Below are 24,272 nucleotides of genomic sequence, written 5' to 3' on the forward strand. Positions count from 1 at the left end.
GGAAGGCTTGTCCGGACAAGGTTTTCGCAGGAGGATCCGTTCATGCGCCCGATCTTTGTTATGGCCCTGGCCGCGGCTGCCGCCGCGACGCCGGCGCTGGCGGAGCCGCCGGACTGCCCGCCGACGCTGGCGGTCCAGTCGCAGCCGGAGGCGCCCGGCGGCTGGTCGCCCTATGCCGGCAAGGACAGCCACGCCCTGGCCGGGGTCACGCTGGTCGAAGGCGACCGCAAGACCCTGATGGCCGCGGACTCGCCCCCTGCCCTGCCGCCCGACCGTGAACTGCGGCGGACGCGCTCGCTGGTGCAGGTCTGGGAGTTCCACGGCGCGCGGCGGGAGGAGGTGTTCGTCATCTGCCGCTATCGCGATACCGCCGCGACCCTGGCCGCCGACCTGCCGCGCGTCGTCCGCCGCTGCACCCTCACGCGGGCGACCGACCTGCGCGGAACGGTTCTGGACGATCCGGCGTCGCCACCCCGCCTCGACTGCCGCTGAAAAATGCCGGTCGAAAAGGTCCGGCTGGGCTGCCGTGTGAAACGGCTGCGGCAGGCCTGCGGAGGCTGGAAATCCGCCCCCTCTGCCGCTAGGGTGTCCGTCGTTGGAACAGGGCCGGAACGGCCCACCGGGTCCGCGTCCAACCGGATTCGGCGGCCAGACGACAAGGCGGAAGGCGCATGCTGCTGCTCATCGACAATTACGACAGCTTTACCTACAACCTCGTCCATTACCTGGGCGAGCTGGGCGCCGACGTGCAGGTCCGCCGCAACGACGCCCTGACGGTGGAGGAGGCCATGGCGCTCCGCCCCGACGGCATTGTCCTGTCCCCCGGCCCCTGCGACCCCGACCGCGCCGGCATCTGTCTCGGCCTGATCGATGCCGCCGCCGCGGCTGCCCTGCCGCTGATGGGCGTCTGCCTGGGCCACCAGTCGATCGGACAGGCGTTCGGTGGCCGGGTGGTGCGCGCCCCGGTCCCGATGCACGGCAAGGTCGACAACATCCGCCACGATGGCCGCGGCGTGCTGGCCGGCCTGCCTTCCCCCTTCCGTGCCACCCGGTACCATTCGCTGATCGTCGAGCGGGCAACGCTGCCGGCCTGCCTTGAGGTGACCGGTGAGACCGCCGACGGGCTGATCATGGCGCTGGCCCACCGCGAGTTGCCGATCCACGGCGTGCAGTTCCATCCCGAAAGCATCGAGAGCGAGCACGGCCACCAGATCCTGAAGAACTTCCTCGACCTCACCCGCTCCCCGCTGGAGAACGCGGCATGAGCGGCGATCTCAGCGACATGAAGGCGATCCTGGGCAAAGTGGCGACCGGCGCCGCCCTGGACGAAACCGAGGCCGGCTTCGCCTTCGACATCATCATGTCCGGCAACGCCACCCCGTCGCAGATGGGCGCATTCCTGATGGCGCTGCGCGTGCGCGGCGAAACGGTGGACGAGATCACCGGCGCCGCCCGCGTCATGCGCGCCAAGGCGATCGCCGTCGAGGCGCCGGAGGGCACCATCGACACCTGCGGCACCGGCGGCGACGGGGTGGGCACCTACAACATCTCCACTGCGGCGGCCCTGGTGGTCTCGGCCTGCGGCCTGCCGGTGGCCAAGCACGGCAACCGCGCCATGTCGTCGAAGTCCGGCGCCGCCGACGTGCTCGGCACGCTCGGCGTCAACCTGGACTGCGACTTCGCCCTCGTGCGCAAGGCGCTCTGGGACGCCGGGATCGGCTTCCTGATGGCGCCGCGCCACCACCTCGCCATGCGCAACGTCGGCCCGACGCGGGTCGAGCTTGGCACCCGCACCATCTTCAACCTGCTCGGCCCGCTCGCCAACCCGGCGACGGCCAAGCGACAGGTGCTGGGCGTCTATTCCAGGCAGTGGGTCGAGCCGCTGGCCCAGGTGCTGAAGCGGCTCGGCTCGGAGGCGGCCTGGGTCGTCCACGGCTCCGACGGGCTGGACGAGATCACCACGACCGGACCCACCACCGTCGCCCAGCTCAAGGAGGGCGAGATCACGGTGTTCGAGGTGGTGCCGGAGGATGCCGGCCTGCCGCGGTCGCGGATCGACGACCTCAAGGGCGGCGATGCCCAGGTCAACGCCGACGCCATCCATGCCTTGTTCGACGGCGTGCGCGGACCCTACCGCGACATCGTGCTGCTGAACGCCGCCGCCGCCCTGCTGGTGGCCGGGCGGGCCGACACCCTGAAGGATGGCGTCGCCATGGCCGCCGACGCCATCGACGGCGGTGGCGCCCGCGACCGCCTGCGCCGGCTGGTCGCCATCACCAACGAGGTTCCCGCCGAATGAGCGACGTTCTGACCCGGATCAACGACGACAAGCGTGCGCTGGTGGCCGCGCGCAAGGCCGTCCGGCCACTGTCGGAGGTCGAGGCCGCAGCGAAGGAAGCCAATTCCGCCAATCCGCCGCGCGGCTTCGTCCGCTCCCTGCGCGCCGCCGTCGATGCCGGCCGCTACGGCCTGATCGCCGAAATCAAGAAGGCCAGCCCCTCCAAGGGGTTGATCCGCGCCGACTTCGACCCGCCGTCGCTCGCCCGCGCCTATCGCGAAGGCGGGGCGACCTGCCTCTCCGTGCTGACGGACGAACCCTATTTCCAGGGACGGGACGAGTATCTGGTCGCCGCCCGCGCCGCGGTCGACCTGCCGGTGCTGCGCAAGGACTTCATGGTCGATCCCTACCAGATCGCCGAGGCCCGCGCGTTGGGCGCCGACTGCATCCTGATCATCATGGCCTCCCTGTCCGACGCCCAGGCGGCGGAAATCGAGGACGCGGCGATCGCCCAGGGGCTGGACGTCCTGATCGAGGTGCACGACCGCGCCGAGCTCGACCGTGCCCTGCTGCTGAAGAGTCCGCTGCTGGGCATCAACAACCGCAACCTGAAGACGCTCGCCGTCGATATCGCCACCACCGAGGAGCTGGCGGCCAACATGCCGGCCGACCGCATGCTGGTCGCCGAGAGCGGCCTCTATTCGCCGGCCGACCTCGCTCGCATGGCCGCGGTCGGCGCGCGCTGCTTCCTGGTCGGCGAATCGCTGATGCGCCAGGATGACGTCGCAGCCGCGACGCGCGCCCTGCTCGCCCAGGGGTGAGGGCAATGGCCCGCATCGACGTCGCGGCGGAAGATCCCGGCCAGGAGGCGGTGTCAGCACTGGTCGCGGCGCTGGACCGCTACCTGCTCGACCTCTATCCGGCGGAAACCTGTAGCCTGCTGGATGTCGCCGCGCTTTCCGGCCCGGATGTCCGCTTTTTCGTCGCCCGGATGGAGGGCAGGCCGGTCGGCTGCGCGGCGCTGCGCATCGACCCGGCCGGTTACGGCGAGATCAAGCGCATGTATGTCGATCCGGCGGCCCGAGGCCGGCGGATCGGCGAGCGGCTGCTGGCCCGGCTGGAGGAGCAGGCGCGGAGCGAGGGGCTTCGGGCCGTGCTGCTGGAGTCGGGCATCCATCAGCATGAGGCTCTGGCGCTGTACCGCCGGGGTGGTTTCGCCCCGCGCGGTCCGTTTGCCGATTACGCCGACCACGAGGTCAGCGTGTTCATGGAAAAAAGCTTGCGGGAGAGCGTGGCATGAGCGGCTTCACCCATTTCGATGCCGAGGGCAAGGCCGTGATGGTCGACGTTTCCGACAAGGCGGAGACGGAGCGCACCGCGACGGCCGGGGCCAGCGTGCTGATGCAGCCGGAAACGCTGTCGCTGATCCTCCAGGGCGGCGTGAAGAAGGGGGACGTGCTGTCGGTCGCCCGGCTGGCCGGCATCATGGGGTCCAAGCGTACGCCGGACCTGATCCCGCTGTGCCACCCGCTGATGCTGACCTCGGTCAAGGTCGACCTGCGCTGCGATCCCGCCCGCAATGCGGTGGACGTGACCGCCACCTGCAAGGTGACGGGACAGACCGGGGTCGAGATGGAGGCGCTGACCGCCGTCACCGTCGCCGCCCTGACGGTCTACGACATGTGCAAGGCCGTCGACCGCGGCATGACCATCACCGGCGTCCGCCTGCTGCACAAGGCCGGCGGCAAGAGCGGCGAATGGGCCGCCGGCGGGCCGGCCACGCAGGCCGGGGAGTGACCCCATGATCTCCGTCGCCGAGGCCCGCGCCCGAATCCTGGCCGCCTTTTCCCCGCTTCCTGCGGAAACGGTCGCGCTGCCGGACGGGCTGGGCCGCGTCCTGGCGGAACCGGTGTCGGCCCGCCTGACCCAGCCTCCCTTCGATGCGGCGGCCATGGATGGCTGGGCGGTGCGGGCCGGCGACATCGCCGCCGCCACCGTCGACGCTCCGGTCCTGCTGCGCCGGATCGGCGAATCCGCCGCCGGACATGCCTTCCCCGGCTCCGTCGGCCGCGGCGAGGCGGTGCGCATCTTCACCGGGGCTCCCGTGCCCGACGGGGCCGACGCCGTGGTGATGCAGGAGGACTGCAGCGCCGACGACGCCAGTGTCCGTGTCGGCCGCGCTGTGGTCGCCGGCCGCTTCATCCGCCAGGCCGGTTTCGACTTCGCTGCCGGTCAGGAGCTGCTGCCGAAAGGGCGACGCCTCACCGCCCGCGATATCGCGCTCGCTGCCGGCGGCAATGTCCCCTGGCTCTCGGTGCACCGCCGCCCGCGCATCGCCATCCTGGCCACCGGCGACGAGATCGCCCTGCCCGGCGATCCGCTCGGCCCGAGCCAGATCGTCAGCACCAACGCGCTCGGGCTGTGTGCACTTGTCGCCACCCAGGGCGGCATGGCCCACAATCTCGGCATCGCCAAGGACACCGCCGACAGTGTCGCCGCCATGGCTGCGGGCGCCGTCGGCTGCGACCTTCTGGTCACCACCGGCGGAGCCGCTCATGGCGATTACGACTTGGTGCGCGACGTGCTGGCGGATCGCGGCGTCACGCTCGACGTCCAGGCGGTCGCCATGCGCCCCGGCAAGGCGCTGATGTTCGGCCGCGCCGGGACGGTGCCGCTGCTCGGCTTGCCAGGCAATCCGGTTTCGACCGGCGTCACCGCGCTGCTCTTCCTGCGCCCGATCCTCCGCCTGCTCCAGGGCCTGCCTGCCGACGAGGGGCTGCCGGCCGTGCGCGCGCGTCTCACCGAACCCTTGCGCGCCAACGACCACCGCGAAGACTACCTGCGCGCCACCCTGTCGGTCGGTGCGGATGGCATGCCGGTGGTGACGCCATTCGCACGCCAGGACAGCGCCATAACGTCGCTCTACGCCAAAGCCGATTGCCTGATCCCGCGGTCGCCGCATGCAGTCGCCGAGGCAGCCGGTGCGATGGTGACGGTGTTGACGCTCAACGAAGGCGCTCCTTGCCTTTAGGTCATATCCTTTGGTGGAAAAACATGGCGGGGGCTTGACGCGCTGGCGGAACCAAACTAGAACATGGAGCAACGTTTTGTATTTGTTCCATCTTCAGTCTGGCGACGGCCGGGAGGCATCCATGCTCACGCGCAAGCAGCACGAGCTGCTGCTGTTCATCCACGAACGGCTCGGCCAGGGCGGCGTCTCGCCGTCGTTCGACGAGATGAAGGACGCCCTGGGCTTGAAGTCGAAGTCAGGCATCCACCGTCTCATCACCGGGCTCGAAGAGCGTGGCTTCATCCGCCGCCTGCCCCATCGCGCCCGGGCGCTGGAGGTGCTGCGCCTGCCGGAGGGGCTGGAGGCCGGCCGGCCGCGCACCGCGCCGAAGCCGAAGTTCCAGCCCAGCGTCATCAAGGGCGATTTCGCCTTCGCCGGTCGCGAAGCCGCGCCGCCAGCGGCTGTCCCGTCGGGAAGCACGGCGGCGAACGAGACGATCCAGCTTCCCCTCTACGGGCGGATCGCCGCCGGCACGCCGATCGAGGCGCTGCGCGACAACAGCGCCTTCGTCGACATCCCGGTTTCGATGCTCACCGGTGGCGATCATTACGCGCTGGAGGTATCCGGTGACTCGATGATCGAAGCCGGCATCCTCGACCATGACACCGTCATCATCCAGCGCTGCGATTCCGCCGACAACGGCGCGATCGTCGTCGCCCTGGTCGATGAGGGCGAGGTGACGCTCAAGCGCCTGCGCCGCAAGGGCAACACCGTCGCGCTGGAGCCGGCGAACGCCGCCTATGAAACCCGCATCTTCGGTGCCGACCGGGTCCGGGTGCAGGGCAAGCTGGTCGGACTGGTGCGCAAGTACTGACGGCCGCACGCCTTCCGCGCCTGCCCTCCCCTCGCCACGGGGGAGCGGCGGCCGGACGGGCGCCGAGGCCGGGCCCTTCACAAGCACGTCGACGGTTGCCGACAGGTCCCCGTCCCGCATGGCCGCTGCTGCACAAGGGGTGGGCGACCGCAGAGGCGGACGATCGCGCTGCCGACCCTCCGTCACCGCCCCTCTTTCCTGTCGATCCGACTGCCGGCCCCGCCGGCCCCAATGCCGGTCCCAACTCCGGTCCCAACTCCGGTCCAGGGGCGATCGCCCCGCCACTCCCGCACCGTCTCCACCCGCATTCCGCCGTCGGCATCGAAGGTGAGCGTATGGGCTCCCTCCTGCCTCAGCGTCCAACGGTCGATCAAGAGTCCGGCTCTGCATCCGCGCGCCACCCCGGCCGTCACCACCGCATCCGCCGCTCCGCAATCCTCGTCGAGCGCGTCGGGCAAGCGCGGCAGGGCGATCGCCTTCCCCTTCGACCGGTAGAGGCAACCAACGGCATCGCACGCAAGCGACGGGCCGCCATCGCCTGAGCTCCATCCGCCGGCCGCCGGCCATGGAGTCGCTGCCGTGCGCTCGCCATCGCGCTCGCGCCAGCTTTCCACGGTCCGCCCGCCCTTCGACGACGCGCTCAAACGGCCGTCCCCGGTGCGGACCGCGATCACCGCCCCGTCACCGGACACCAGCAGGTCCGGCCGGCCGACCAGCGCCGGCGAGGCCAAGCCGGCCAGAACCGGCACCAGCCCCAGCCAACGCCAGCGCCGGGTCCAGAGACACAGCCATATTCCTCCCGCCACCACCGCGGCGAACCCCGCCGCCGGCATGGCCGGGATCGTCAGGGACGCCCAGGGCAATCCGGCGAAGAAGCCGGCGGTCCAGATGACCGCGCGGTCGCCCCAGTTCATGGCGACCAGGGCGGGCGCCTCAAGGCCGAAGGGCATCGAGGCGTAGGCGATCAGGCTCCACGGCATGACCCAGAAGGACGTGATGGGAATGGCGATCAGGTTCGACAGCACGCCGTAGAATGCGATCTGCTGGAAGTGGAACAGCGAGAACGGCAGGGTCGCCAGTGTCGCGACGACGCTGGTCAGCAGGATCCCGCCGACATAGATCAGCCCACGCAGCACCCATCCCGCATCCCGCCGCCATGCGGCAAGCCGTGCATGCGGCCCCTCGAAGGCGGCGATCAGCGCCGTCACCGCGGCGAAGGACATCTGGAAGCTGGGACCCAGCATTCCCTCCGGATCCATGGCGATCGTGGCGAGACCGGCGAAGGCGACCAGCCGCATGCTCAACGGATCGCGGTCCAGCATGATGGCGCCCATCACCAGCCCGGTCATCAGGACCGACCGGACGGTCGGCAGCGGCGCCCCCACCAGCAACGTGTAGGCCAGGGCCGACAGGATGCCGAACAGGGCGGCGATCTTCTTGATCGGCCAGCGGAGCGCGATGCCCGGAATCGCCGCCAGCAGCGCACGCAGGACATAGAACAGGATGCCGGCCGCGATGCCGACATGCAGGCCGGAGATCGACAGCAGATGGGCGAGGCCGCTGTTGCGGAAGGCATCGAGCGTCGCTTCCGGGATCCCGAACTGCTCGCCGTTCAGCAGCGCGGTGGTGACGGTGGCCTCCACAGGGTCGGAAATGCTGGCCGCCACCCGCGCGGCGATCGCCGCGCGCGCCCGCTCGAACCACACCGACAGGCCGCTCCAACCGCTCACCGACGGCGCGTCGACCACCTCCGCGGCGCCGGTGGCGAAGCCGACGCCTCCCAGCCCCATGAACCAAGCGCGGCGCTGGAAATCGAAGGCTCCCGGTTCGGTCGGAGCCTGCGGCGGCGACAGCGTGGCGCGGACGCGGACCACCGCGCCGGCCGGCGGCGCCGGATGACGGTCGGACAGGCGGATGCGCAGGAGCAGCGGCGTGCGCTCCGGCGCCAGCCGGCTGATCACCGGATCGCGCAAGGTCAGCCGCACCGCCCCCGGGCGCCGCTCGACCGCGGTCACCCGGCCGGTGACCATCGCGCCGGCGATCGTCCGTTCCAGCACCGGGGCGGCAACACGGGCCGCCTGCCCCTGGGCCACGACGAAGCCCGACGCCGCCATCGCCAGCGCGGTCGCCACGGCCACCGCCGCCGGCCACCGGCGGACGATCAGCGCCGCGGCGACGCAGAGGGCGACGGCCGCCACTCCCGGCCACCAGGGCGGCTCCTGCCGCAGGGCGAAATAGAGCGCGACGCCGCTGCCGAATGCCACCGGCAGCCACAGCACCCACCGGTCCCCCTCCGCCTCGGCCAGCGCCGCGAGTCGCCTGCCCACGCGCCCGGCCGTGCGGGACAAGGCGCCGCCGGTCGCAGGCGGGCCGTCGCTCTCCTCCTCCGGCCAGCCCGCTGCCGTCACCGGTAACGGATTCCGACGACCGTCCGGCCACCATGCCGGCCGTCCAGCCGCCCAACCATCTTCCATGCATGCATCGCATTGCCTCCGAACCGGGTGGCTGTGTTAAATCAGGGTGTGACTTCCCGGCGCATCCTACCAGCGCCGAACCGAAAAATTGAGAGACCGATGACCGTCGTCACCCGCTTCGCTCCGTCGCCGACCGGATTTCTCCATATCGGTGGCGGCCGTACCGCCCTGTTCAACTGGCTGTACGCCCGTCACATGGGCGGCAAGTTCCTGCTGCGGATCGAAGACACCGACCGGCAACGCTCCACCGACGCCGCCGTCGACGCCATCCTGGACGGTCTGTCGTGGCTTGGCCTCGACTGGGACGGCGAGGCGGTTAGCCAGTTCGGGCGCAAGGACCGTCATGCCGAAGTGGCGAACCAGATGCTGGCCGCCGGCCGGGCCTATCGCTGCTACTGCAGCCCGGAGGAACTGGAGGAGATGCGCGCCGCCCAGAAGGCGGCCGGCCAGCCGATGCGCTATGACGGCCGCTGGCGCGACCGTCCGGACTCCGACGCCCCTCCGGGCGTGGCTCCGGTGATCCGGCTCAAGGCGCCGCAGGAAGGCCAGACGGTCCTGAACGATCTCGTCCAGGGCGAGGTGACCGTCCAGAACGCCCAGCTCGACGACCTGATCCTGTTGCGCGCCGACGGCACGCCGACCTACCTGCTGGCGGTCGTGGTGGACGACCACGACATGGGCGTGACCCATGTCATCCGTGGCGACGACCACCTGACCAACACCTTCCGCCAGATCCAGATCTTCAACGCCATGGGCTGGGACCTGCCGCGCTTCGGCCATATCCCGCTGATCCATGGGCCTGACGGCGCCAAGCTGTCCAAGCGCCACGGCGCGCTGGGCGTCGACGCCTACCGCGACATGGGATACCTGCCGGAGGCCGTTCGGAACTACCTCCTGCGCCTCGGCTGGTCGCACGGCGACGACGAGATCATCTCGACCGAACAGGCGGTCGAGTGGTTCAACCTGGAAAGCATCGGCCGTTCCGCCTCGCGCTTCGATTTCGCCAAGCTCGAGAACCTGAACGCCCATTACATGCGCCAGGCCGAAGACGCTCGCTTGGTCGGGCTGGTCGCACCGCGGCTCGAAGCCGAGTTCGGCCGCAGCCTGTCGGCGGCGGATCTCGACCTGCTGACCCGTGCCATGAACGGCCTGAAGCAGCGCGCGCGCACCGTGGTCGACCTCGCGCAGAGCGCGCGTTTCTACGTCGCCCCCCAGCCGCTCGCCTATGATGAAAAAGCCGCCGCTCTGCTGGATGAAAAAGGCCGCGGGCTGTTGAAGGAACTGGAGACGATGTTCGCGGCGGAGGCTGACTTCACGGCCGCCGCGTTGGAGGCCCGTGTCCGCAGCTTCGCCGAATCCCGCGGCGAGAAGCTGGGCAAGGCCGCCCAGCCGCTGCGCGCCGCGCTCACCGGTTCCACCGTGTCGCCGCCGATCTTCGAAGTGGCGGAACTGTTGGGTCGCCAAGCGACGCTTTCTCGCATCCGCGATGCAGCGGGTGCAGCATAGTGGTCATTTCCGTGCGTTGCCATCAGGCAGGCATGGAACTATGCTGCGCGACGAAAAAAGGGCGCCAAGCCCCGACCCTCAACGATAAGGACGTGCCGAGATGACCCAGACTGAGGACGGCAAGGATACCGTAACCCTCATCGACAACAAAACGGGCAAGCAGGTCACGATGCCGGTCCTGCACGGCAGCGTCGGGCCGAGCGTGATCGACATCCGCAAGCTCTATGCCGAGACCGGCCACTTCACCTACGATCCGGGCTTCACCTCCACCGGTAGCTGCGAATCGCAGATCACCTACATCGACGGCGACGAAGGCGTCCTGCTGCACCGCGGCTATGCCATCGACGATCTGGCCGAGCATTCGACCTTCCCGGAAGTCTGCTTCCTGCTTCTGAACAACCATCTGCCGACCGAAGCCGAGCGCACGGAGTTCGAGAATATCCTGCGCCGCCACTCGATGGTGCACGAGCAGCTCACCAAGTTCTACAGCGGCTTCCGCCGTGACGCCCACCCGATGGCGATCATGTGCGGCGTCGTCGGCGCCCTGTCGGCCTTCTATCACGACTCGCTGGACATCAACGACGCGGTTGCGCGCAAGATCGCCGCGCACCGTCTGATCGCCAAGATGCCGACGATCGCCGCGATGGCCTACAAGTATTCGATGGGCCAGCCGTTCATGTATCCGCGCAACGACCTGTCCTACGCGGAGAACTTCCTCTACATGACCTTCGGCACGCCCTGCGAGCCGTTCAAGGTCAACCCGGTCCTGTCCAAGGCGATGGACAAGATCTTCATCCTGCACGCCGATCACGAGCAGAACGCCTCGACCTCGACCGTCCGCCTTGCGGGTTCGTCCGGGGCGAACCCGTTCGCCTGCATCGCGGCCGGCATCGCCTCGCTGTGGGGGCCGGCCCACGGCGGCGCCAACGAGGCCGTGCTGAAGATGCTTGAGGAGATCGGCTCGGTCGATCGCATCCCCGAGTTCGTCCGCCGCGCCAAGGACAAGAACGACAACTTCCGCCTGATGGGCTTCGGCCACCGGGTCTACAAGAACTACGACCCGCGCGCCCAGGTGATGCGGCAGACCTGCCACGAGGTCCTGTCCGAGCTCGGCATCAAGGACGAGCCGCTGCTCGACATCGCCATGGAGCTGGAGAAGATCGCCCTGTCGGACGAGTACTTCATCGAGAAGAAGCTCTATCCGAACGTCGATTTCTACTCGGGCATCATCCTGAAGGCGATGGGCTTCCCGACCAGCATGTTCACCGTGCTGTTCGCGCTGGCCCGCACCGTCGGCTGGATCAGCCAGTGGAAGGAGATGATCGAGGACCCGGTGCAGAAGATCGGCCGTCCGCGCCAGCTCTACACCGGCCAGACCAAGCGGCCGTTCGTGCCGCTGGCCGAGCGTGGCTAACCGGCCCACAGCACACATGGGAATGGGCGGCTCCAACGGAGCCGCCCAGGACCCGACTGCGTACATCGTTCCGGCGCGGCGGGTGGTACGGCTGCGCCCGCCGGCCAACGACAACAGGGCGCCGCTTGGCTGGCGGGTCCGCCGCCTCGTCGTCTACCTGCTGATCCTGGCGCTGATCGCCGGGATCGTGTTCATCTGATACCGGCCACATCCTCGACAGGCACCCTGCCCGCGCCATCGGTCGGCGCCTCGGCGATAAGGGCGAATCCTTCGTCGAGCCACCCGGTCACCCCACCGATCATCAGCTTGACCGGCCGCCCCATCCGCGCCAGTCGCAACGCCGCCCGGTCCGCTCCGTTGCAATGGGGCCCGGCGCAATAGACCACGAACAGCGTGCCGTCCGGCCATTCCGCCATCCTGCGCTCGGTTATCTTGCCGTGGGGCAGGTTCACCGCTTCCGGCACATGCCCGCGCGCGTACGCGGCCGGCCCGCGCACATCCAGCAGCACGAAATCGGCGCATTCCGATTTCAGCGTGTCCTGAACGTCCCAGCAGTCGGTCTCCAGCGACAGACGGCGGGCGAAATATGCGGCGGCATCCGCAGCGGAGGCGGCGGGAACTTCGCTGACCAGCGTGGACATGGCGTGATGCTCTCCATGAGGTGACCATATGCCTTGATCCTGCCGACGTGGTTGCCGGCTGGAAAGCGCCACGGCCGCCAGCTATCGTGCAGATCATGCCAAACCACCCGCCACTGGCCGTCGCCGTCGCCTACGACGGCCTTTGCACCTTCGAATTCGGCATCGCGGTCGAGGTGTTCGGCCTGCCACGCCCCGAACTCGGCCCCGGCTGGTACCGCTTCGCGGTGGCGGCGCTGGATGCCGGTCCGTTGCGGGCGGTCGGCGGCATCCGGATCGAGGCCGACGGCGGGCTGGACCTGCTCGACGACGCCGACACCATCGTCATCCCCGGCTGGCGCGGCACCCGGGAGCCGGTGCCGGACCGCCTCACCGCGGCCCTGCGGCGGGCGGCGGGTCGCGGCGCCCGCATCCTGTCGATCTGCTCAGGCGCCTTCGTGCTGGCGGCAGCCGGGCTGCTGAACGGCCGCCGGGCGACGACACACTGGCGCCATGCCGAGACGCTGCGCGACCTCTATCCCGACATCCGGCTGGTTCCGGATGTGCTCTATGTCGATGAGGGCAACATCCTGACATCCGCCGGAAGTGCGGCCGGGATCGACCTCTGCCTTCACCTGATACGGCGTGACTTCGGCCCGGAAGCCGCGAACAGCGTCGCGCGCCGCTTGGTCGTGCAGCCCCACCGCGAGGGTGGCCAGCCGCAGTACATCGACACGCCGGTGCCGGAGGCACGGGAAGGGGCGCGGCTCGGACCCCTGCTCGACCATCTGCGAGAAACGCTGGCGGAGGAGCACTCACTGGCGGCCATGGCGCACAGGGCCGGAATGAGCCTCCGCACCTTCATGAGGCGCTTCCAGGCATTGACCGGAACCACCCCCGGCGAATGGTTGCTGGGCGAACGCCTGAACCGTGCCCGCGACCTGCTGGAAACCAGCGGCCTCGCCATGGAGGACGTGGCGGCGCTTTGCGGCTTCGGTTCGGCGGCGACGCTGCGACACCATTTCCGGCGCCGGGTCGGCGTCAGCCCGGCAGCCTACCGGGCGCGCTTCCAGCGCGCACCGGCGCTGGGATCGGCACCATAGCAGGAAGGCGCGGCCGTTCCCGGCCGCGCCTTCCTTCCCGATCGCCGCAGGGTGCGGCGGTCACTTCTTCTCGATCAACTCAACCTTGTAGCCGTCCGGGTCCTCGATGAATGCGATGACCGTGGTGCCGTGCTTCATCGGGCCGGGCGGACGCGGGATCTTGACCCCCTCGGCCGCCAGCGTCTCGCAGGTCGCGTAGATGTCGGGGACGCCGAGCGCGATGTGGCCATATCCCGTGCCGATCTCGTACGGCTCCTTCTGGTCCCAGTTGTGGGTGAGTTCCAGGACCGCCGTATCCGATTCGTCGCCATAGCCGACGAAGGCGAGCGTGAAGCGGCCGCCTTCATAGTCGTTGCGGCGCAACAGCTTCATGCCGAGCAGCCGCGTGTAGAAATCCAGCGACTTTTCCAGGTCGAGGACGCGCAGCATCGTGTGCAGCAGGCGAAATTCGCTCATGGTTTCTGTTCTCCCGCTTTCGGTGTTTGGGTATCAGCCGGCCTGTGCCGGGCTCTGCCTTCGGTGCCGGGCAACGACATCCAGGATCGCCGCGGCCGCGCGCTCGCTGGGCGGCGTGTCCCCCTGCCCCAGCCACCGCGCGACCTCGGCCACGCCGTCCACCTGCGCTTGCCGCGCCGCCGGATCGTCGAGCAGGCGCCGGAGTTCCGCGGCGAGCCTGTCGGGCCGGCAATCCTGCTGCAGCAGTTCCGGCACCAGCATGCGATCCAGCATCAGGTTGACGAGGTTGACGTATTTAACGCGGATCAGGCGCCGGTAAAGGGCGACGGTGACGGGATTGAGCCGATAGGCGATCACCGACGGCAGGCAGGCGAGCGCCAGTTCGAGCGCGACCGTCCCGGATGCCGCGAGCGCGACCTCCGCGGCGGCGAACGCATCGTATTTCGCCGCGTCGCCTTCCACCAGGATGCTGCGGACCGGCCAGTCGGCGATGGCGGCGGCGACCCTGTCGCGCACCGTTGCCACCGTCGGCACCACCGCGACGAGATTGCCGTGATCCTGCCGCAGCAGGCCGAGGGTTGCTCCGAAGTCGGGCAGCAGGCGCGAGACCTCGCCCTTCCGGCTTCCCGGAAGCACGGCGATGATGCGGTCGGTCTGCGCCAGGCCATGACGGTCGCGGAAGCGCCCTCCGTCGCCACGCCCCGCTCCGCTTTCGACGACCGAATGGCCGACGAAGCTGCAGGCGAGCCCTTCCTTTTCGAAATAGGGCGGCTCGAACGGCAGCACCGCCAGCAGATGGTCGTAGATCGCGGCGTATTTCGCCGCCCGCTTCGGCTTCCAGGCCCAGACCGTCGGTGCCACATAGTGGATCAGCGGAATGTCCGGCGAGACGGCCCGGACCTTCCTGGCCACCCGCACCGTGAATCCCGGCGAGTCGATGCCGACGACGGCCGATGGCCGGCTGCGGGCGATCTCCGTCACGGTCTGGTCGATGCGGCGGATCAGGTTCGGCAGATGCGGCAGAAGCTCGAAGATGCCGAACAGCGTCAGCTCCGCCATCGGGAAGAGGCTTTCCAGCCCTTCCGCCACCATCCTCTCGCCGCCGATGCCGGCGAACCGGACCCGGCCGCCGGTGAGCCGCCTGGTCGCCGCCATCAGGCGGGCGCCCAGGGCATCGCCGGACGGTTCGCCGGCGATCAGGAACAGCGTCGGAACGCCCTCATCGGGTCCGCCGGTCATGAGGAGCTCTCGATCCCGAGCACGAACAGCCCCAGGCGGTCCGCCGCCTCGGCGACTGCGGCCCGGTCGACCAGCAGGCTGCCGCCCGCCTCGATGGCAATCCCCCGCAGCCCGGCGGCGGCGGCCCTTTCCACCGTCGTGAGCCCCATTGTCGGGAGGTCGATGCGGCGGTCCTGCTTCGGCTTCTTCACCTTGACCAGCACCCCGCCGGGGCCGGGGCGGCGCAGGGAGCCGCACCGGTCGAGCATCGCATCGGTGCCTTCGACCGCCTCGACCGCCAGCACGATGCCCTGCTGGACCACCGCCCCCTGGCCGACGTCGAGCGCGCCGAGCGCCCGCGCCACCTCGACGCCGCGCGCGATGTCGCGCTCGGCGTCGGCATCGGGGGAATGGCGCCCGACGAGGCCCGGCGCGGTCAGCAAATCCTTCAGCAGGTCGTGGAGCCCGACGACGCGGAATCCGTCCTCCTCCACCTCCCGCACCACCGCGCGCAGGAGCCCGTCGTCGCCGAGCGCCCGCGTACCGACGCGGGCGAGGAACCGGGCGGTCCGCCAGTCCGGCATCAGCTCGGTGAAGGACGGCCGCCTGACGGGGCCGGCGAACACGACCTCGCCCACCCCTTCGTCATGAAGGCGGCGCAGGATGGTGCCGGCCGCGCCGAACCGGCTCCAGAGATGAGGAAGGCCCGAAACTGTTTCGGGGTCCGTGTGGCCGTCGAAGGCGACGATGAACACCTCGCGCCCCTGGCCGCGGACGGCGGCGGCGATGCGGGCCGGCAGCGTGCCGCCGCCCGCCAGGATCGCCAGCTTCGCCCCAGCGTCGGTCCTGGGCTCGGCCGTCGGCCGCATCGGTCAGGCGTCGCGCGGCTGGCAGAGCGAGCGCGACTCCTTGGCCCGGATGAAGTCGAGCACATCGGAGATCAATGCGCGGTCGCCAAGGTCGCGGCCGACCTCCTCCACGCGCTCGGCAAAGGTACCCTCGGTGCCGAACAGCATCCGGTAGGCGCCGCGCAGGGCGTTGATGTCGTCCTTCTTGAAGCCGCGCCGTTCCAGCCCGACAAGGTTCAGGCCGGCCAGCCGCGCCCGGTCGCCCATCACCAGACCGAAGGGGATCACGTCGTTCTCGACGCCCGACATGCCGCCGATCATCGCGTGCGAGCCGATGCGGACGAACTGCCGGACCGCCGACAGGCCGCCGATGATGACATAGTCGCCGAGCGTCACATGGCCGCCCAGCGTCGCGTTGTTGGCCATGATGACATGATCGCCGACGATGCAATCATGCGCGACGTGCGATCCCATCATGAACAGCCCGTCGTCGCCGACGCGGGTGATCATCCCGCCGCCCTCGGTGCCGGGATTCATCGTCACGTGCTCGCGGATCTGGTTGCGCGCGCCGATGACCAGTTCAGACGGTTCGCCGTGGTACTTCAGGTCCTGCGGGCGGTGGCCGATGGAAGCGAACGGGTAGATGACGGTGCCGGCACCGATGGTGGTCCGGCCGTCGACCGCCACATGAGACACCAGCCGAACGCCGTCGCCCAGCGCCACGTCGGGACCGACGGCGCAGAATGGACCGATGGAGACCCCTTCCCCCAGTTTGGCGGCGGGATCGACGACGGCGGACGGATGGATGGTGACGCTCATTTTTCGTCCAGGATCATGGCAGCATAGACGGCTTCGGCAACGAGGACCCCGTTGACCTTCGCCTCGCCCTTGAACTTCCACACGTTGGCACGCTGGCGCTGCTTGGTGACATGGATGTGGATGGTGTCGCCCGGCGTGACCGGACGGCGGAAGCGCGCCTCGTCGACGGTCATGAAATAGACCAGCTTGCCTTCCGCTTCCGGCCCCAGCGTCGCCACAACCAGAACCGCGGAGGTCTGGGCCATCGCTTCGATGATCAGCACGCCCGGCATGACCGGACGCGACGGGAAGTGGCCCTGGAAGAAGGGCTCGTTGATCGAGACGTTCTTCACGCCCACGGCGCTTTCGCCCAGCGTCACGTCCGTCACCCGGTCGATCATCAGGATCGGGTAGCGGTGCGGAATCATCTGCATGATCCGCGTGATGTCGAGGTCGTCGATCTTCTTAGGTGCGCTGTTGTCCGCCGTCACGTCCATTGCCCGGCCGCCCGCCTTTCCACACAACCGATTGGGTTCCGCGCCGCCGCCCCTTTGAAGTGCGCCAGCGTCTTGTTGTTCGTCCCGACTTCTTGCCCCATTTCGGCGGCGACCGCAACCGCCGCAACCGTCCCCATCCCGGAATGGAACAGGGCCGCCACGGTTCCGGGCTGGCCCGGAACCGTGGCGGCCCTGTCAGGCGGCCGTTACTGCTTGGGAACGTTCAGCGCCACCTGCGGCAGCTTCTTGTTCACGCGCTCCAGCACCGTATCGGTGACGTCGAGCTGGGTATCGACCAGGACGAACTGCTGGCGCGCCAACACCAGATTGGCGCCGCGCTCCCGCGAAATGTCCGCGACGACCTCGACCATCGTCTTGTGGACCACGGCCATCGCCTCGTTCAGCGCGGTTTCCAGAGCGCGCTTGCGGGTCTGGACGGTCTTCTGAACCTCGGAAACCTGCTTCTCGAAGTCGCGCCGCTTGGAGGCCAGGGCTTCCGGCGAGAGCACGGTCTGCTGCTTGCGCAGCTCGTCCTCGTTCTTGCGAAGCTTGTCCTCCAGCGCGGAGATTTCCTTCTGGTAGGAATCGCGCAGCGTCTCGAAGGACTTGGTGATGCCCTTCGACGCGTTGGATTCCTGCATGATCTTCTGGACGTCGATGACCGCGATCACCGGCGCCTTCAGATCCGCACCCGGCCCGGCGGCCGGCTTGGCCGCGTCGGGCTTCGGCGCATCCGCCTTCGGAGCCTCCGCCTTGGGCGCGGTCTGCGCCTGCGCCGACGGAGCGGCGAAAAGGAGACCCGCGGTGATCGCGGCCGACAGGGCGGCGCCGTGGAACGACGCCTTCAACAGGGTGGATTGCATCTTAGAACCTGGTTCCGAAGCTGAAGCGGATAAGCTCTTTCTTGTCGTAGTCTTCCCTGCGGATGGGCAGGGCGACGTCCAGCCGGATCGGCCCGAACGGCGACTTCCACGACACGCCGGTGCCGATCGACACGCGGATGGATTCCTCTTCCTTCACGATCGGATCGTGGATGCCCGACTTGCCGAGCGTACCGACGTCGGTGAAGGCATGGCCGAGCAGGCCGAACTCCTCCGGCAGGCCGAAGGGGAAGCTCATCTCGACCGACGCGCGGGCATAGCGGGTGCCGCCCAGCGCATCGCCAGTGGAGGTATCGCGCGGGCCGATACCCGCGGTCTCGAAGCCGCGCAGGGTGTCGCCGCCGACGAAGAAGCGATCGCCGAGCGCCACCTTCTGGCCGATGCCGATGATGTAGCCGACTTCACCCGTGGTGCTCAGCACCCAGTCGTCGGATCCGAGCGGCACATAGTAGCCACCGGCCAGCTTGTTGCGCAGGAAGCGGACCGAGCCGCCCAGGCCGGCGACGTCGTTGGTCAGCCGGATGAAATACCCCTCGGTCGGCGTCAGCTTGCTGTTGCGCCGGTCATAGGTCAGCTCCTGGCCGACCAGCGAGGTCAGGCGCTGGCCGCGCTGCTCCTGGATGTAGCGCGACGCGGTGCTCGGCACCTCTTCGATCTGCGTGTCCTGGATCTGGTAATAGACGCGCTGGCGCAGGTTCTCGGTCAGCGGGTAGCCCAGGCGCAGGGCCATGCCCGTGTTCTTCTCGTTGAACGAGCTCTCGTCCTGATAGTCGTAGCGGGTGCGGAAGATGTCCACACCGGCCGACAGGTCGCGGTCGAGGAAGTACGGCTCGGTGAACGAAAGATCGTAGAGCTGGCGAGACCCGGAGATGGTCGCCCCCAGCCGCAGGTCCTGGCCGCGGCCGAGCAGGTTGCGCTCGCGGATCGAGAAGTCGCCCAACGGACCGTCGGAGGTCGAGAAGCCGGCGCCGATCGAGATTTCGCCGGTCGACTGCTCGGCGACGTCGACGTTGACGATGGTGCGGTCGGGAGCGCTGCTTTCCGCGGTCGTGATGTTCACGCGCTCGAAGAAGCCGAGATCCTTGATCCGCTGCTCGGAGCGCCGGAGCTTGGACGCGTTGAACGGATCGCCTTCCGACAGCAGCATCTCGCGCCGGACCACCTTGTCCAGCGTGCGCACGTTGCCGGTGATGTCGATGCGGTCGACGTAGCTGCGCGGCCCCTCGTTGATCTCGTAGGTGATGTCGATGGTATGCGTTTCGCGGTTGCGGACGATCTGCGGCCGCACGTCGACGAAGGCATATTGCAGGTCGCCGACCGCGTTGGACAGCTTGGTGATGGAGTTCTCCACCGCCTGCGCGTCGTACCAGTCGCCCTCATGGGTGTTGACGGCGTCCTGCAGCACCACCGGATCGAGCTGCTTCAGCGTGGTCTTGATGTCGATCTTGCCGAACTTGTAGCGCTCGCCTTCCTCGATGGTGAAGGTGATGAAGAAGTCTTCCTTGTCTGGCGTCAGTTCGGCAACCGCCGACACGACGCGAAAATCCGCATAGCCTTCCTTCAGGTAGAAGCGGCGCAGCAGGTCGCGGTCGTAGTTCAGGCGGTCGGGATCGTAGTTGTCCTCCGAGGTCAGGAAGCGCCACCAGGCCGATTCCTTGGTCTGGATCGACTCGCGCAGCGTGCCGTCGGAGAAATGTTCATTGCCGATGAAGGTGATGCCGCGCACGCCGGTGCGCACACCCTCGTTGATCTCGAACACCAGATCGACGCGGTTCTGGTCGAGCTGGATGATCTTCGGTTCCACCGTCGCGGCGAACCTGCCCTGGCGCCGGTAGATGTCCTGGATGCGCTGCACGTCGTTCTGGACGCGGGTGCGGGTGTAGACGACGCGGGGACGGAGCTGGATTTCCTTCTCCAGCGTCTCCTTGTCGATGCGCCGGTTCCCTTCGAACGCGATCCGGTTGATGATCGGGTTCTCCACCAGGCTGACCACCAGCGTGTCGCCCTCGCGCTTCAGCACGACGTCGGCGAACAGCCCGGTGTTGAACAGCGTCTTCAGCGACTGGTCGATCCGATCCGGATCGAAGGGGTCGCCGGGCTGGATCGCCAGGTAGGTGCGGACCGTGGACGGCTCGATTCGCTGGGTGCCTTCGACCCTGATGTCCCGCACCGTCCCGCCACTGAAGACCTGCGTGACGGCGGACCCCGGAGCCGCGCCCGGGGCGCTCCCCGGCGCGGCAGTTTGGGCGTGGGCGACACACACGGTCGTCATGGCGCAGCCGGCCATCAGGCCCGCCACCAGAACTTTGCTCGACACCGGCAAAATCACGCTCCCTGGCAAGGGGCTGGAGTCAGGAGACCAGTCCCCGGAAGAAATCGACCACGCGCAGTTGAACAAGGTCGTTCCACGTGGCGAAGACCATGAGCGTTAATACCAAGGCCAACCCAATTCGGAAACCGTATTCTTGCGCTCTCGCTCCGAGCGGCCGGCCGAGCAGCTTTTCGATGCCGTAGAACAGCAGATGGCCGCCATCGAGCATGGGGACCGGGAAAAGGTTGATCATGCCCAGGTTGACCGACAGGAAGGTCATGAACCACACCAAGGGATACCAGCCGGATTGCGCCACCTCGCCGGACATCTGGGCGATGCGCAGCGGACCACCCAGTTCCTCCGTGCCGCGCGATCCCTGGACCATCTGCCCCAGGGCGGTGAAAGTCCCGGTGACCATGCCTGCGACCTCTCGTCCCGCCTGCCAGACGGCGGTCAGCGGGTCGTGCCGCTTCATCCCGACGCTGCCGCGGCTGATCCCCAGCAGGCCGATCTGGTGGCTGTTGCCGAGTCGGTCGGTGACCGACTGCGACTCCGGCGTCGCCGTCACCGTCATGACCCGCCCGTCGCGCTTCAGCTCGACCGCCAGCGGCTCGCCCGGCCGGATCGAGACGATCTGGCGGATCTCCTCGAACCGCTCTATGGCCGCGCCGTCGACGGACAGGATCAGGTCGCCGGGCTGGATGCCGGCGCGCTCGGCGGCGCTTCCGGGCTGCACCCCGCCGACATCCGGAGGCGTGAAGGACTGGCCCGCGGTCATGAACAGCAGGGCGAGGACGACGATGGAGAAGACGAAATTGGCGATCGGCCCGGCCGCGACGATCGCCGCCCTCTGCCCCACCCGCTTGTGGTGGAAGGAGACGGCACGCTCCTCCGCCGTCATCGAGGTCAGGTGCGAACCGGGCGTGCTCGCCGGGTCGGCATCGCCGAACATCTTGACATAGCCGCCCAGCGGCAAGGCGCTGAACTTCCAGCGCGTGCCCACCCGGTCGGTGAAGCCGAAGAGTTCCGGCCCGAAACCGATCGAGAAGGTCTCGATCCGCACGCCGTTGCGGCGTGCCACCAGGTAGTGCCCCAGCTCGTGCACGAAGACCAGCACGGTGAGGACCAGCAGGAAGGCCAGCACCGAAGTCCAGAAACCGCCGATAACGTCCATTTTACCCTTTGCGCCTTCCAGCGCCTCGAACGCGGATCATCGGCTGCCAACCGCCGTCGCACCGACGGCCATGACGCGGGCGGCGGCGTTCCGCCTCGCCTCCGCATCGGCCTCCCGCACGGCGGCGAGATCGCGCAGCGGGCGGTGGGGCAACGCCGTCAACGTCTCCTCGACGATCCGTTCGATGTCGAGAAAGCCGATCCGGCGGTCGAGAAACGCCTGAACGGCCACCTCGTTGGCGGCACTGAGAATAGTAGGAGCGCCGCCCCCGCTTTGCAAGGCGGCGCGGGCGAGCCGCAGGGCCGGAAAACGGTCGGGATCCGGCGCCTCGAAGGTGAGGGAGGCGGCCTTGGCCAGGTCGAGGCGCTGGGCCGGCGTGGCGATGCGCCCGGGCCAGCCGAGCGCGTAGGCGATCGGCGTCCGCATGTCCGGCGTGCCGAGCTGCGCCAGGACCGAGCCGTCGACATATTCGACCAGCGAGTGGATCACCGACTGCGGATGGACCAGGACGTCGATCCGCTCCTCCGGGATGGCGAACAGGAAATGGGCCTCGATCAGCTCCAGCCCCTTGTTCATCATGGTGGCGCTGTCGACGGAGATCTTGGCGCCCATGTCCCAGGTGGGATGGGCGACCGCCTGCTCCCGCGTCGCCGCCGCCATGAAGGCGCGGTCGCGCGTACGGAAGGGGCCGCCGGACGCCGTCAGGATCAGGCGCGCGACGCTGTCGATCCTGTCGAAGTCGAAGACCTGGTAGATGGCGGAATGCTCGCTGTCGACCGGCAGCAGCGTGGCGCCGTGCGCCGCCACCTCCTCCATCATCAGGGCGCCGGCACAGACCAGCACCTCCTTGTTGGCGAAGGCGACGATGGCGCCGCGGCGGACGGCGGCAAGCGTCGGCTCAAGCCCGGCGGCGCCGACGATGGCAGCCATCACCCAGTCGGCCGGCTGCTCGGCGGCGGCGGCGACCGCCTCCGCACCGGCGGCGACCTCGATCCCGGTCCCGGACAGCAGGTCCTTCAGCTCGGCGTAGACGGACGGATCGGCGACCACCGCCAGGCGCGCCCTCAGGCGCCGGGCCTGTTCGGCCAGCAGCGCCACGTTCCGGTTCGCCGTCAGCGCGACGACGGGAAAACGTTCCGGATCGCGGGCGACGAGATCGACCGTCTGGGTGCCCACCGATCCCGTCGATCCGAGGATCGTCACGCTCCGCGGTTCGCCCGCCGCACCCGCCGTCACCACCATGAGAGAACCGATCCGGCCGCGGCGTGGAAGAGGGCCAGCACCGGGGCCGCGGCCAGAAGCCCGTCGATGCGGTCGAGGATGCCGCCATGCCCGGGAATGAGCTGGCCGCTGTCCTTCACGTTATAGCGCCGTTTGATCGCCGATTCGAACAGATCGCCGGCTTGCCCCACAACGGCGAGGGCGGCCCCCACCAGCAGCGCGACATCGGGACGGCCGGCACCCGCCAGCACCGCCACGGCCCAGCCGAACAGCGCGGCGCCCACCATTCCGCCGATCAGGCCGGCCCATGTCTTCTTCGGGCTGATGCGCGGCGCCAGCTTCGGGCCGCCAATGCTCCGGCCGGCCGCATAGGCGCCGATGTCGGTCGCCCAGATCGTGAACAGGACGTACAGGAACAGCGACAGCCCGCTGCCGGGCAGGTCGCGCAACCACATCAGCCCGCTCAGGCCGACCGCCACGTAGAGCACGCCGAAGCCGAGCAGCCCGCGCTCTGTCCCGCCGCCGACGATGCCGGTCAGAACGGCGAAGGCCGCCGCCACACCGATCGCCGCTGCGGGTCCGGCGGCGATCTGCGCCATCAGCGCCACCAGGATGCCGACTGTCGCCATCAGCCGCGCCGGCAGGCGCCGCGCGCTCGGGACGATGCTGGTCCATTCGGAAACGGCGACGACGGCGCCGAAGGCGATCAGCGCGTGGAAGATCCAGCCGCCAATCCAGACGGCGCCGAGAACCACCGGCGCCATGACCAGCGCCGAAAGCACGCGGACCTTCAGGTCGCCGGCCTTCGACGCCCGCGGCGTGGCGGCCGTCGTCCCGGCGGGACCGGGGTCAGCGGGATCCGGCGGTGGTGGCGCCGAAGCGGCGTTCCCGTCGGTGGAACTCTTCAATCGCCGCCTCCAGGTCGCGCTTGGTGAAATCGGGCCAGAGGGTGTCCACGAAGACCAGCTCGGCATACGCCGCCTGCCACAGCAGGAAGTTGCTGATCCGCTTCTCGCCGCTGGTGCGGATGATCAGGTCGGGGTCGGGAATGTCCGCGGTGTAGAGACGCGCCGACAGCGCCCGCTCGTCGATGGCGTCGGGCGAAAGGCGGCCCGCCGCCACCTCCTCGGCCAAGCGGCGCGCCGCCTGCACGATTTCCAGGCGCGAGCCGTAGCTCAGGGCCACCACCAGCGTCATCACGCGGTTGCCGCGGGTAAGCTCCTCGGCATTGGCGATCAGGCGGTTGATGTCCTCGGACAGCCGGGTGCGGTCGCCGATCACGCGCAGGCGGATGCCCGCCTTGTGCAGTTCGGCCACCTCGCTGCGCAGGTAGAAGCGCAGCAGCCCCATGAGATCGCTGATCTCCTCCTCCGGCCGGCGCCAGTTCTCGGAGGAGAAGCTGAAGATGGTCAGAGTGCCGATGCCCAGTTCGCGCGCCGCTTCCACGGTGCGGCGGACGGCGTCCACGCCCTTCTTGTGCCCGGCGGTGCGCGGCAGGCCGCGCGCCTTGGCCCATCGCCCGTTGCCATCCATGATGATGGCGACATGGGCAGGGGCCGTGTTGGACCGGTTGTCGTCCGCGTCGCGCATTC

25 protein-coding genes are annotated in these 24,272 nt (G+C 68.9%); 12 read left to right on the forward strand and 13 right to left on the reverse strand.

What is annotated here, in order from left to right; all coding sequences use genetic code 11:
• The first annotated feature begins 42 nt into the window (after positions 1–42).
• From J2850_RS06135 to lexA, 8 genes are all read left to right on the forward strand, one after another.
• Positions 43–492, forward strand: coding sequence for an STY0301 family protein (locus J2850_RS06135; RefSeq protein ID WP_209979850.1), 450 nt, complete (start codon positions 43–45; stop codon positions 490–492).
• 179 nt (positions 493–671) lie between these two features.
• Positions 672–1,265, forward strand: a complete 594-nt coding sequence (locus J2850_RS06140) for an anthranilate synthase component II (RefSeq protein ID WP_209979852.1) — start codon at positions 672–674, stop codon at positions 1,263–1,265.
• Positions 1,262–2,299, forward strand: a complete 1,038-nt coding sequence (gene trpD / locus J2850_RS06145) for an anthranilate phosphoribosyltransferase (RefSeq protein WP_209979854.1) — start codon at positions 1,262–1,264, stop codon at positions 2,297–2,299. The genes J2850_RS06140 and trpD overlap by 4 nt, the downstream gene beginning before the upstream one ends.
• Positions 2,296–3,099 carry an indole-3-glycerol phosphate synthase TrpC gene (gene trpC, locus J2850_RS06150; RefSeq protein ID WP_209979856.1) on the forward strand — a complete coding sequence of 268 codons (804 nt, stop codon included), beginning with the start codon at positions 2,296–2,298 and terminating at the stop codon, positions 3,097–3,099. The genes trpD and trpC overlap by 4 nt, the downstream gene beginning before the upstream one ends.
• 5 nt (positions 3,100–3,104) lie before the next feature.
• Positions 3,105–3,578, forward strand: coding sequence for a GNAT family N-acetyltransferase (locus J2850_RS06155; protein ID WP_209979858.1), 474 nt, complete (start codon positions 3,105–3,107; stop codon positions 3,576–3,578).
• Positions 3,575–4,075, forward strand: a complete 501-nt coding sequence (moaC, locus tag J2850_RS06160) for a cyclic pyranopterin monophosphate synthase MoaC (protein ID WP_209979860.1) — start codon at positions 3,575–3,577, stop codon at positions 4,073–4,075. The genes J2850_RS06155 and moaC overlap by 4 nt, the downstream gene beginning before the upstream one ends.
• A 4-nt stretch (positions 4,076–4,079) precedes the next feature.
• Positions 4,080–5,309 (forward strand): molybdopterin molybdotransferase MoeA, encoded by a 1,230-nt coding sequence (locus J2850_RS06165; RefSeq protein WP_209979862.1) that lies wholly within the window; start codon positions 4,080–4,082, stop codon positions 5,307–5,309.
• A 121-nt stretch (positions 5,310–5,430) separates the two neighbouring features.
• Positions 5,431–6,162: a transcriptional repressor LexA gene (gene lexA, locus J2850_RS06170; protein ID WP_209979864.1), complete on the forward strand. Its 732-nt coding sequence runs from the start codon at positions 5,431–5,433 to the stop codon at positions 6,160–6,162.
• Between the two features lie 182 nt (positions 6,163–6,344).
• Here lexA and J2850_RS06175 read toward each other — a convergent pair whose 3' ends face one another.
• On the reverse strand, positions 6,345–8,570 hold the full coding sequence (locus tag J2850_RS06175; protein ID WP_209979866.1) for a ComEC/Rec2 family competence protein: 2,226 nt from the start codon (positions 8,568–8,570) through the stop codon (positions 6,345–6,347).
• Positions 8,571–8,735: 165 nt separating this feature from the next.
• Between J2850_RS06175 and gltX the strand changes: the two genes are divergently transcribed.
• The 3 genes from gltX to J2850_RS06190 all read left to right on the forward strand — a co-directional run bounded on the left by gltX (position 8,736) and on the right by J2850_RS06190 (position 11,755).
• Positions 8,736–10,142, forward strand: coding sequence for a glutamate--tRNA ligase (gene gltX, locus J2850_RS06180; protein ID WP_209979868.1), 1,407 nt, complete (start codon positions 8,736–8,738; stop codon positions 10,140–10,142).
• A gap of 100 nt (positions 10,143–10,242) precedes the next feature.
• Positions 10,243–11,556 (forward strand): citrate synthase, encoded by a 1,314-nt coding sequence (gltA, locus tag J2850_RS06185; protein ID WP_209979870.1) that lies wholly within the window; start codon positions 10,243–10,245, stop codon positions 11,554–11,556.
• 22 nt (positions 11,557–11,578) lie between these two features.
• Positions 11,579–11,755: a hypothetical protein gene (locus tag J2850_RS06190; RefSeq protein WP_209979872.1), complete on the forward strand. Its 177-nt coding sequence runs from the start codon at positions 11,579–11,581 to the stop codon at positions 11,753–11,755.
• Here the strand turns inward: J2850_RS06190 and J2850_RS06195 are convergent.
• Positions 11,748–12,197: a rhodanese-like domain-containing protein gene (locus J2850_RS06195; RefSeq protein ID WP_209979874.1), complete on the reverse strand. Its 450-nt coding sequence runs from the start codon at positions 12,195–12,197 to the stop codon at positions 11,748–11,750. The two genes, J2850_RS06190 and J2850_RS06195, sit on opposite strands and share 8 nt — an antisense overlap.
• A gap of 95 nt (positions 12,198–12,292) precedes the next feature.
• Between J2850_RS06195 and ftrA the strand changes: the two genes are divergently transcribed.
• The gene (gene ftrA / locus J2850_RS06200; protein ID WP_209980227.1) at positions 12,293–13,276 is read left to right on the forward strand and encodes a transcriptional regulator FtrA; all 984 of its coding nucleotides are present in this window, start codon (positions 12,293–12,295) and stop codon (positions 13,274–13,276) included.
• A 60-nt stretch (positions 13,277–13,336) separates the two neighbouring features.
• On the opposite strand, the gene gloA is transcribed toward ftrA, so the two are convergent.
• The 11 genes from gloA to J2850_RS06255 all read right to left on the reverse strand — a co-directional run bounded on the left by gloA (position 13,337) and on the right by J2850_RS06255 (position 24,270).
• A complete protein-coding gene (gene gloA / locus J2850_RS06205; protein WP_209979876.1) occupies positions 13,337–13,732 on the reverse strand; it encodes a lactoylglutathione lyase in 396 nt (131 codons plus the stop codon).
• A 33-nt stretch (positions 13,733–13,765) separates the two neighbouring features.
• Positions 13,766–14,971 (reverse strand): lipid-A-disaccharide synthase, encoded by a 1,206-nt coding sequence (gene lpxB / locus J2850_RS06210; RefSeq protein ID WP_209979878.1) that lies wholly within the window; start codon positions 14,969–14,971, stop codon positions 13,766–13,768.
• Positions 14,968–15,819 carry an LpxI family protein gene (locus J2850_RS06215; protein ID WP_209979881.1) on the reverse strand — a complete coding sequence of 284 codons (852 nt, stop codon included), beginning with the start codon at positions 15,817–15,819 and terminating at the stop codon, positions 14,968–14,970. Before J2850_RS06215 ends, lpxB begins: the two co-directional genes overlap by 4 nt.
• 3 nt (positions 15,820–15,822) lie before the next feature.
• Positions 15,823–16,617, reverse strand: coding sequence for an acyl-ACP--UDP-N-acetylglucosamine O-acyltransferase (lpxA, locus tag J2850_RS06220; RefSeq protein ID WP_209979883.1), 795 nt, complete (start codon positions 16,615–16,617; stop codon positions 15,823–15,825).
• Positions 16,614–17,093 (reverse strand): 3-hydroxyacyl-ACP dehydratase FabZ, encoded by a 480-nt coding sequence (gene fabZ, locus J2850_RS06225; RefSeq protein ID WP_209979887.1) that lies wholly within the window; start codon positions 17,091–17,093, stop codon positions 16,614–16,616. Before fabZ ends, lpxA begins: the two co-directional genes overlap by 4 nt.
• A gap of 206 nt (positions 17,094–17,299) precedes the next feature.
• Complete coding sequence (locus J2850_RS06230) at positions 17,300–17,956, reverse strand: OmpH/Skp family outer membrane protein (protein WP_209979888.1); 657 nt, start codon at positions 17,954–17,956, stop codon at positions 17,300–17,302.
• Position 17,957: 1 nt separating this feature from the next.
• Positions 17,958–20,297 carry an outer membrane protein assembly factor BamA gene (bamA, locus tag J2850_RS06235; protein ID WP_246512842.1) on the reverse strand — a complete coding sequence of 780 codons (2,340 nt, stop codon included), beginning with the start codon at positions 20,295–20,297 and terminating at the stop codon, positions 17,958–17,960.
• A gap of 28 nt (positions 20,298–20,325) precedes the next feature.
• Complete coding sequence (gene rseP / locus J2850_RS06240) at positions 20,326–21,459, reverse strand: RIP metalloprotease RseP (protein ID WP_209979891.1); 1,134 nt, start codon at positions 21,457–21,459, stop codon at positions 20,326–20,328.
• 36 nt (positions 21,460–21,495) lie between these two features.
• A complete protein-coding gene (locus J2850_RS06245) occupies positions 21,496–22,701 on the reverse strand; it encodes a 1-deoxy-D-xylulose-5-phosphate reductoisomerase (RefSeq protein ID WP_209979893.1) in 1,206 nt (401 codons plus the stop codon).
• The gene (locus tag J2850_RS06250; protein ID WP_209979895.1) at positions 22,692–23,588 is read right to left on the reverse strand and encodes a phosphatidate cytidylyltransferase; all 897 of its coding nucleotides are present in this window, start codon (positions 23,586–23,588) and stop codon (positions 22,692–22,694) included. The genes J2850_RS06245 and J2850_RS06250 overlap by 10 nt, the downstream gene beginning before the upstream one ends.
• A complete protein-coding gene (locus J2850_RS06255; RefSeq protein ID WP_209979896.1) occupies positions 23,530–24,270 on the reverse strand; it encodes an isoprenyl transferase in 741 nt (246 codons plus the stop codon). Before J2850_RS06255 ends, J2850_RS06250 begins: the two co-directional genes overlap by 59 nt.
• Positions 24,271–24,272: the final 2 nt, after the last annotated feature.

Source organism: Azospirillum picis, assembly GCF_017876115.1.
Taxonomy (GTDB): domain Bacteria; phylum Pseudomonadota; class Alphaproteobacteria; order Azospirillales; family Azospirillaceae; genus Azospirillum; species Azospirillum picis.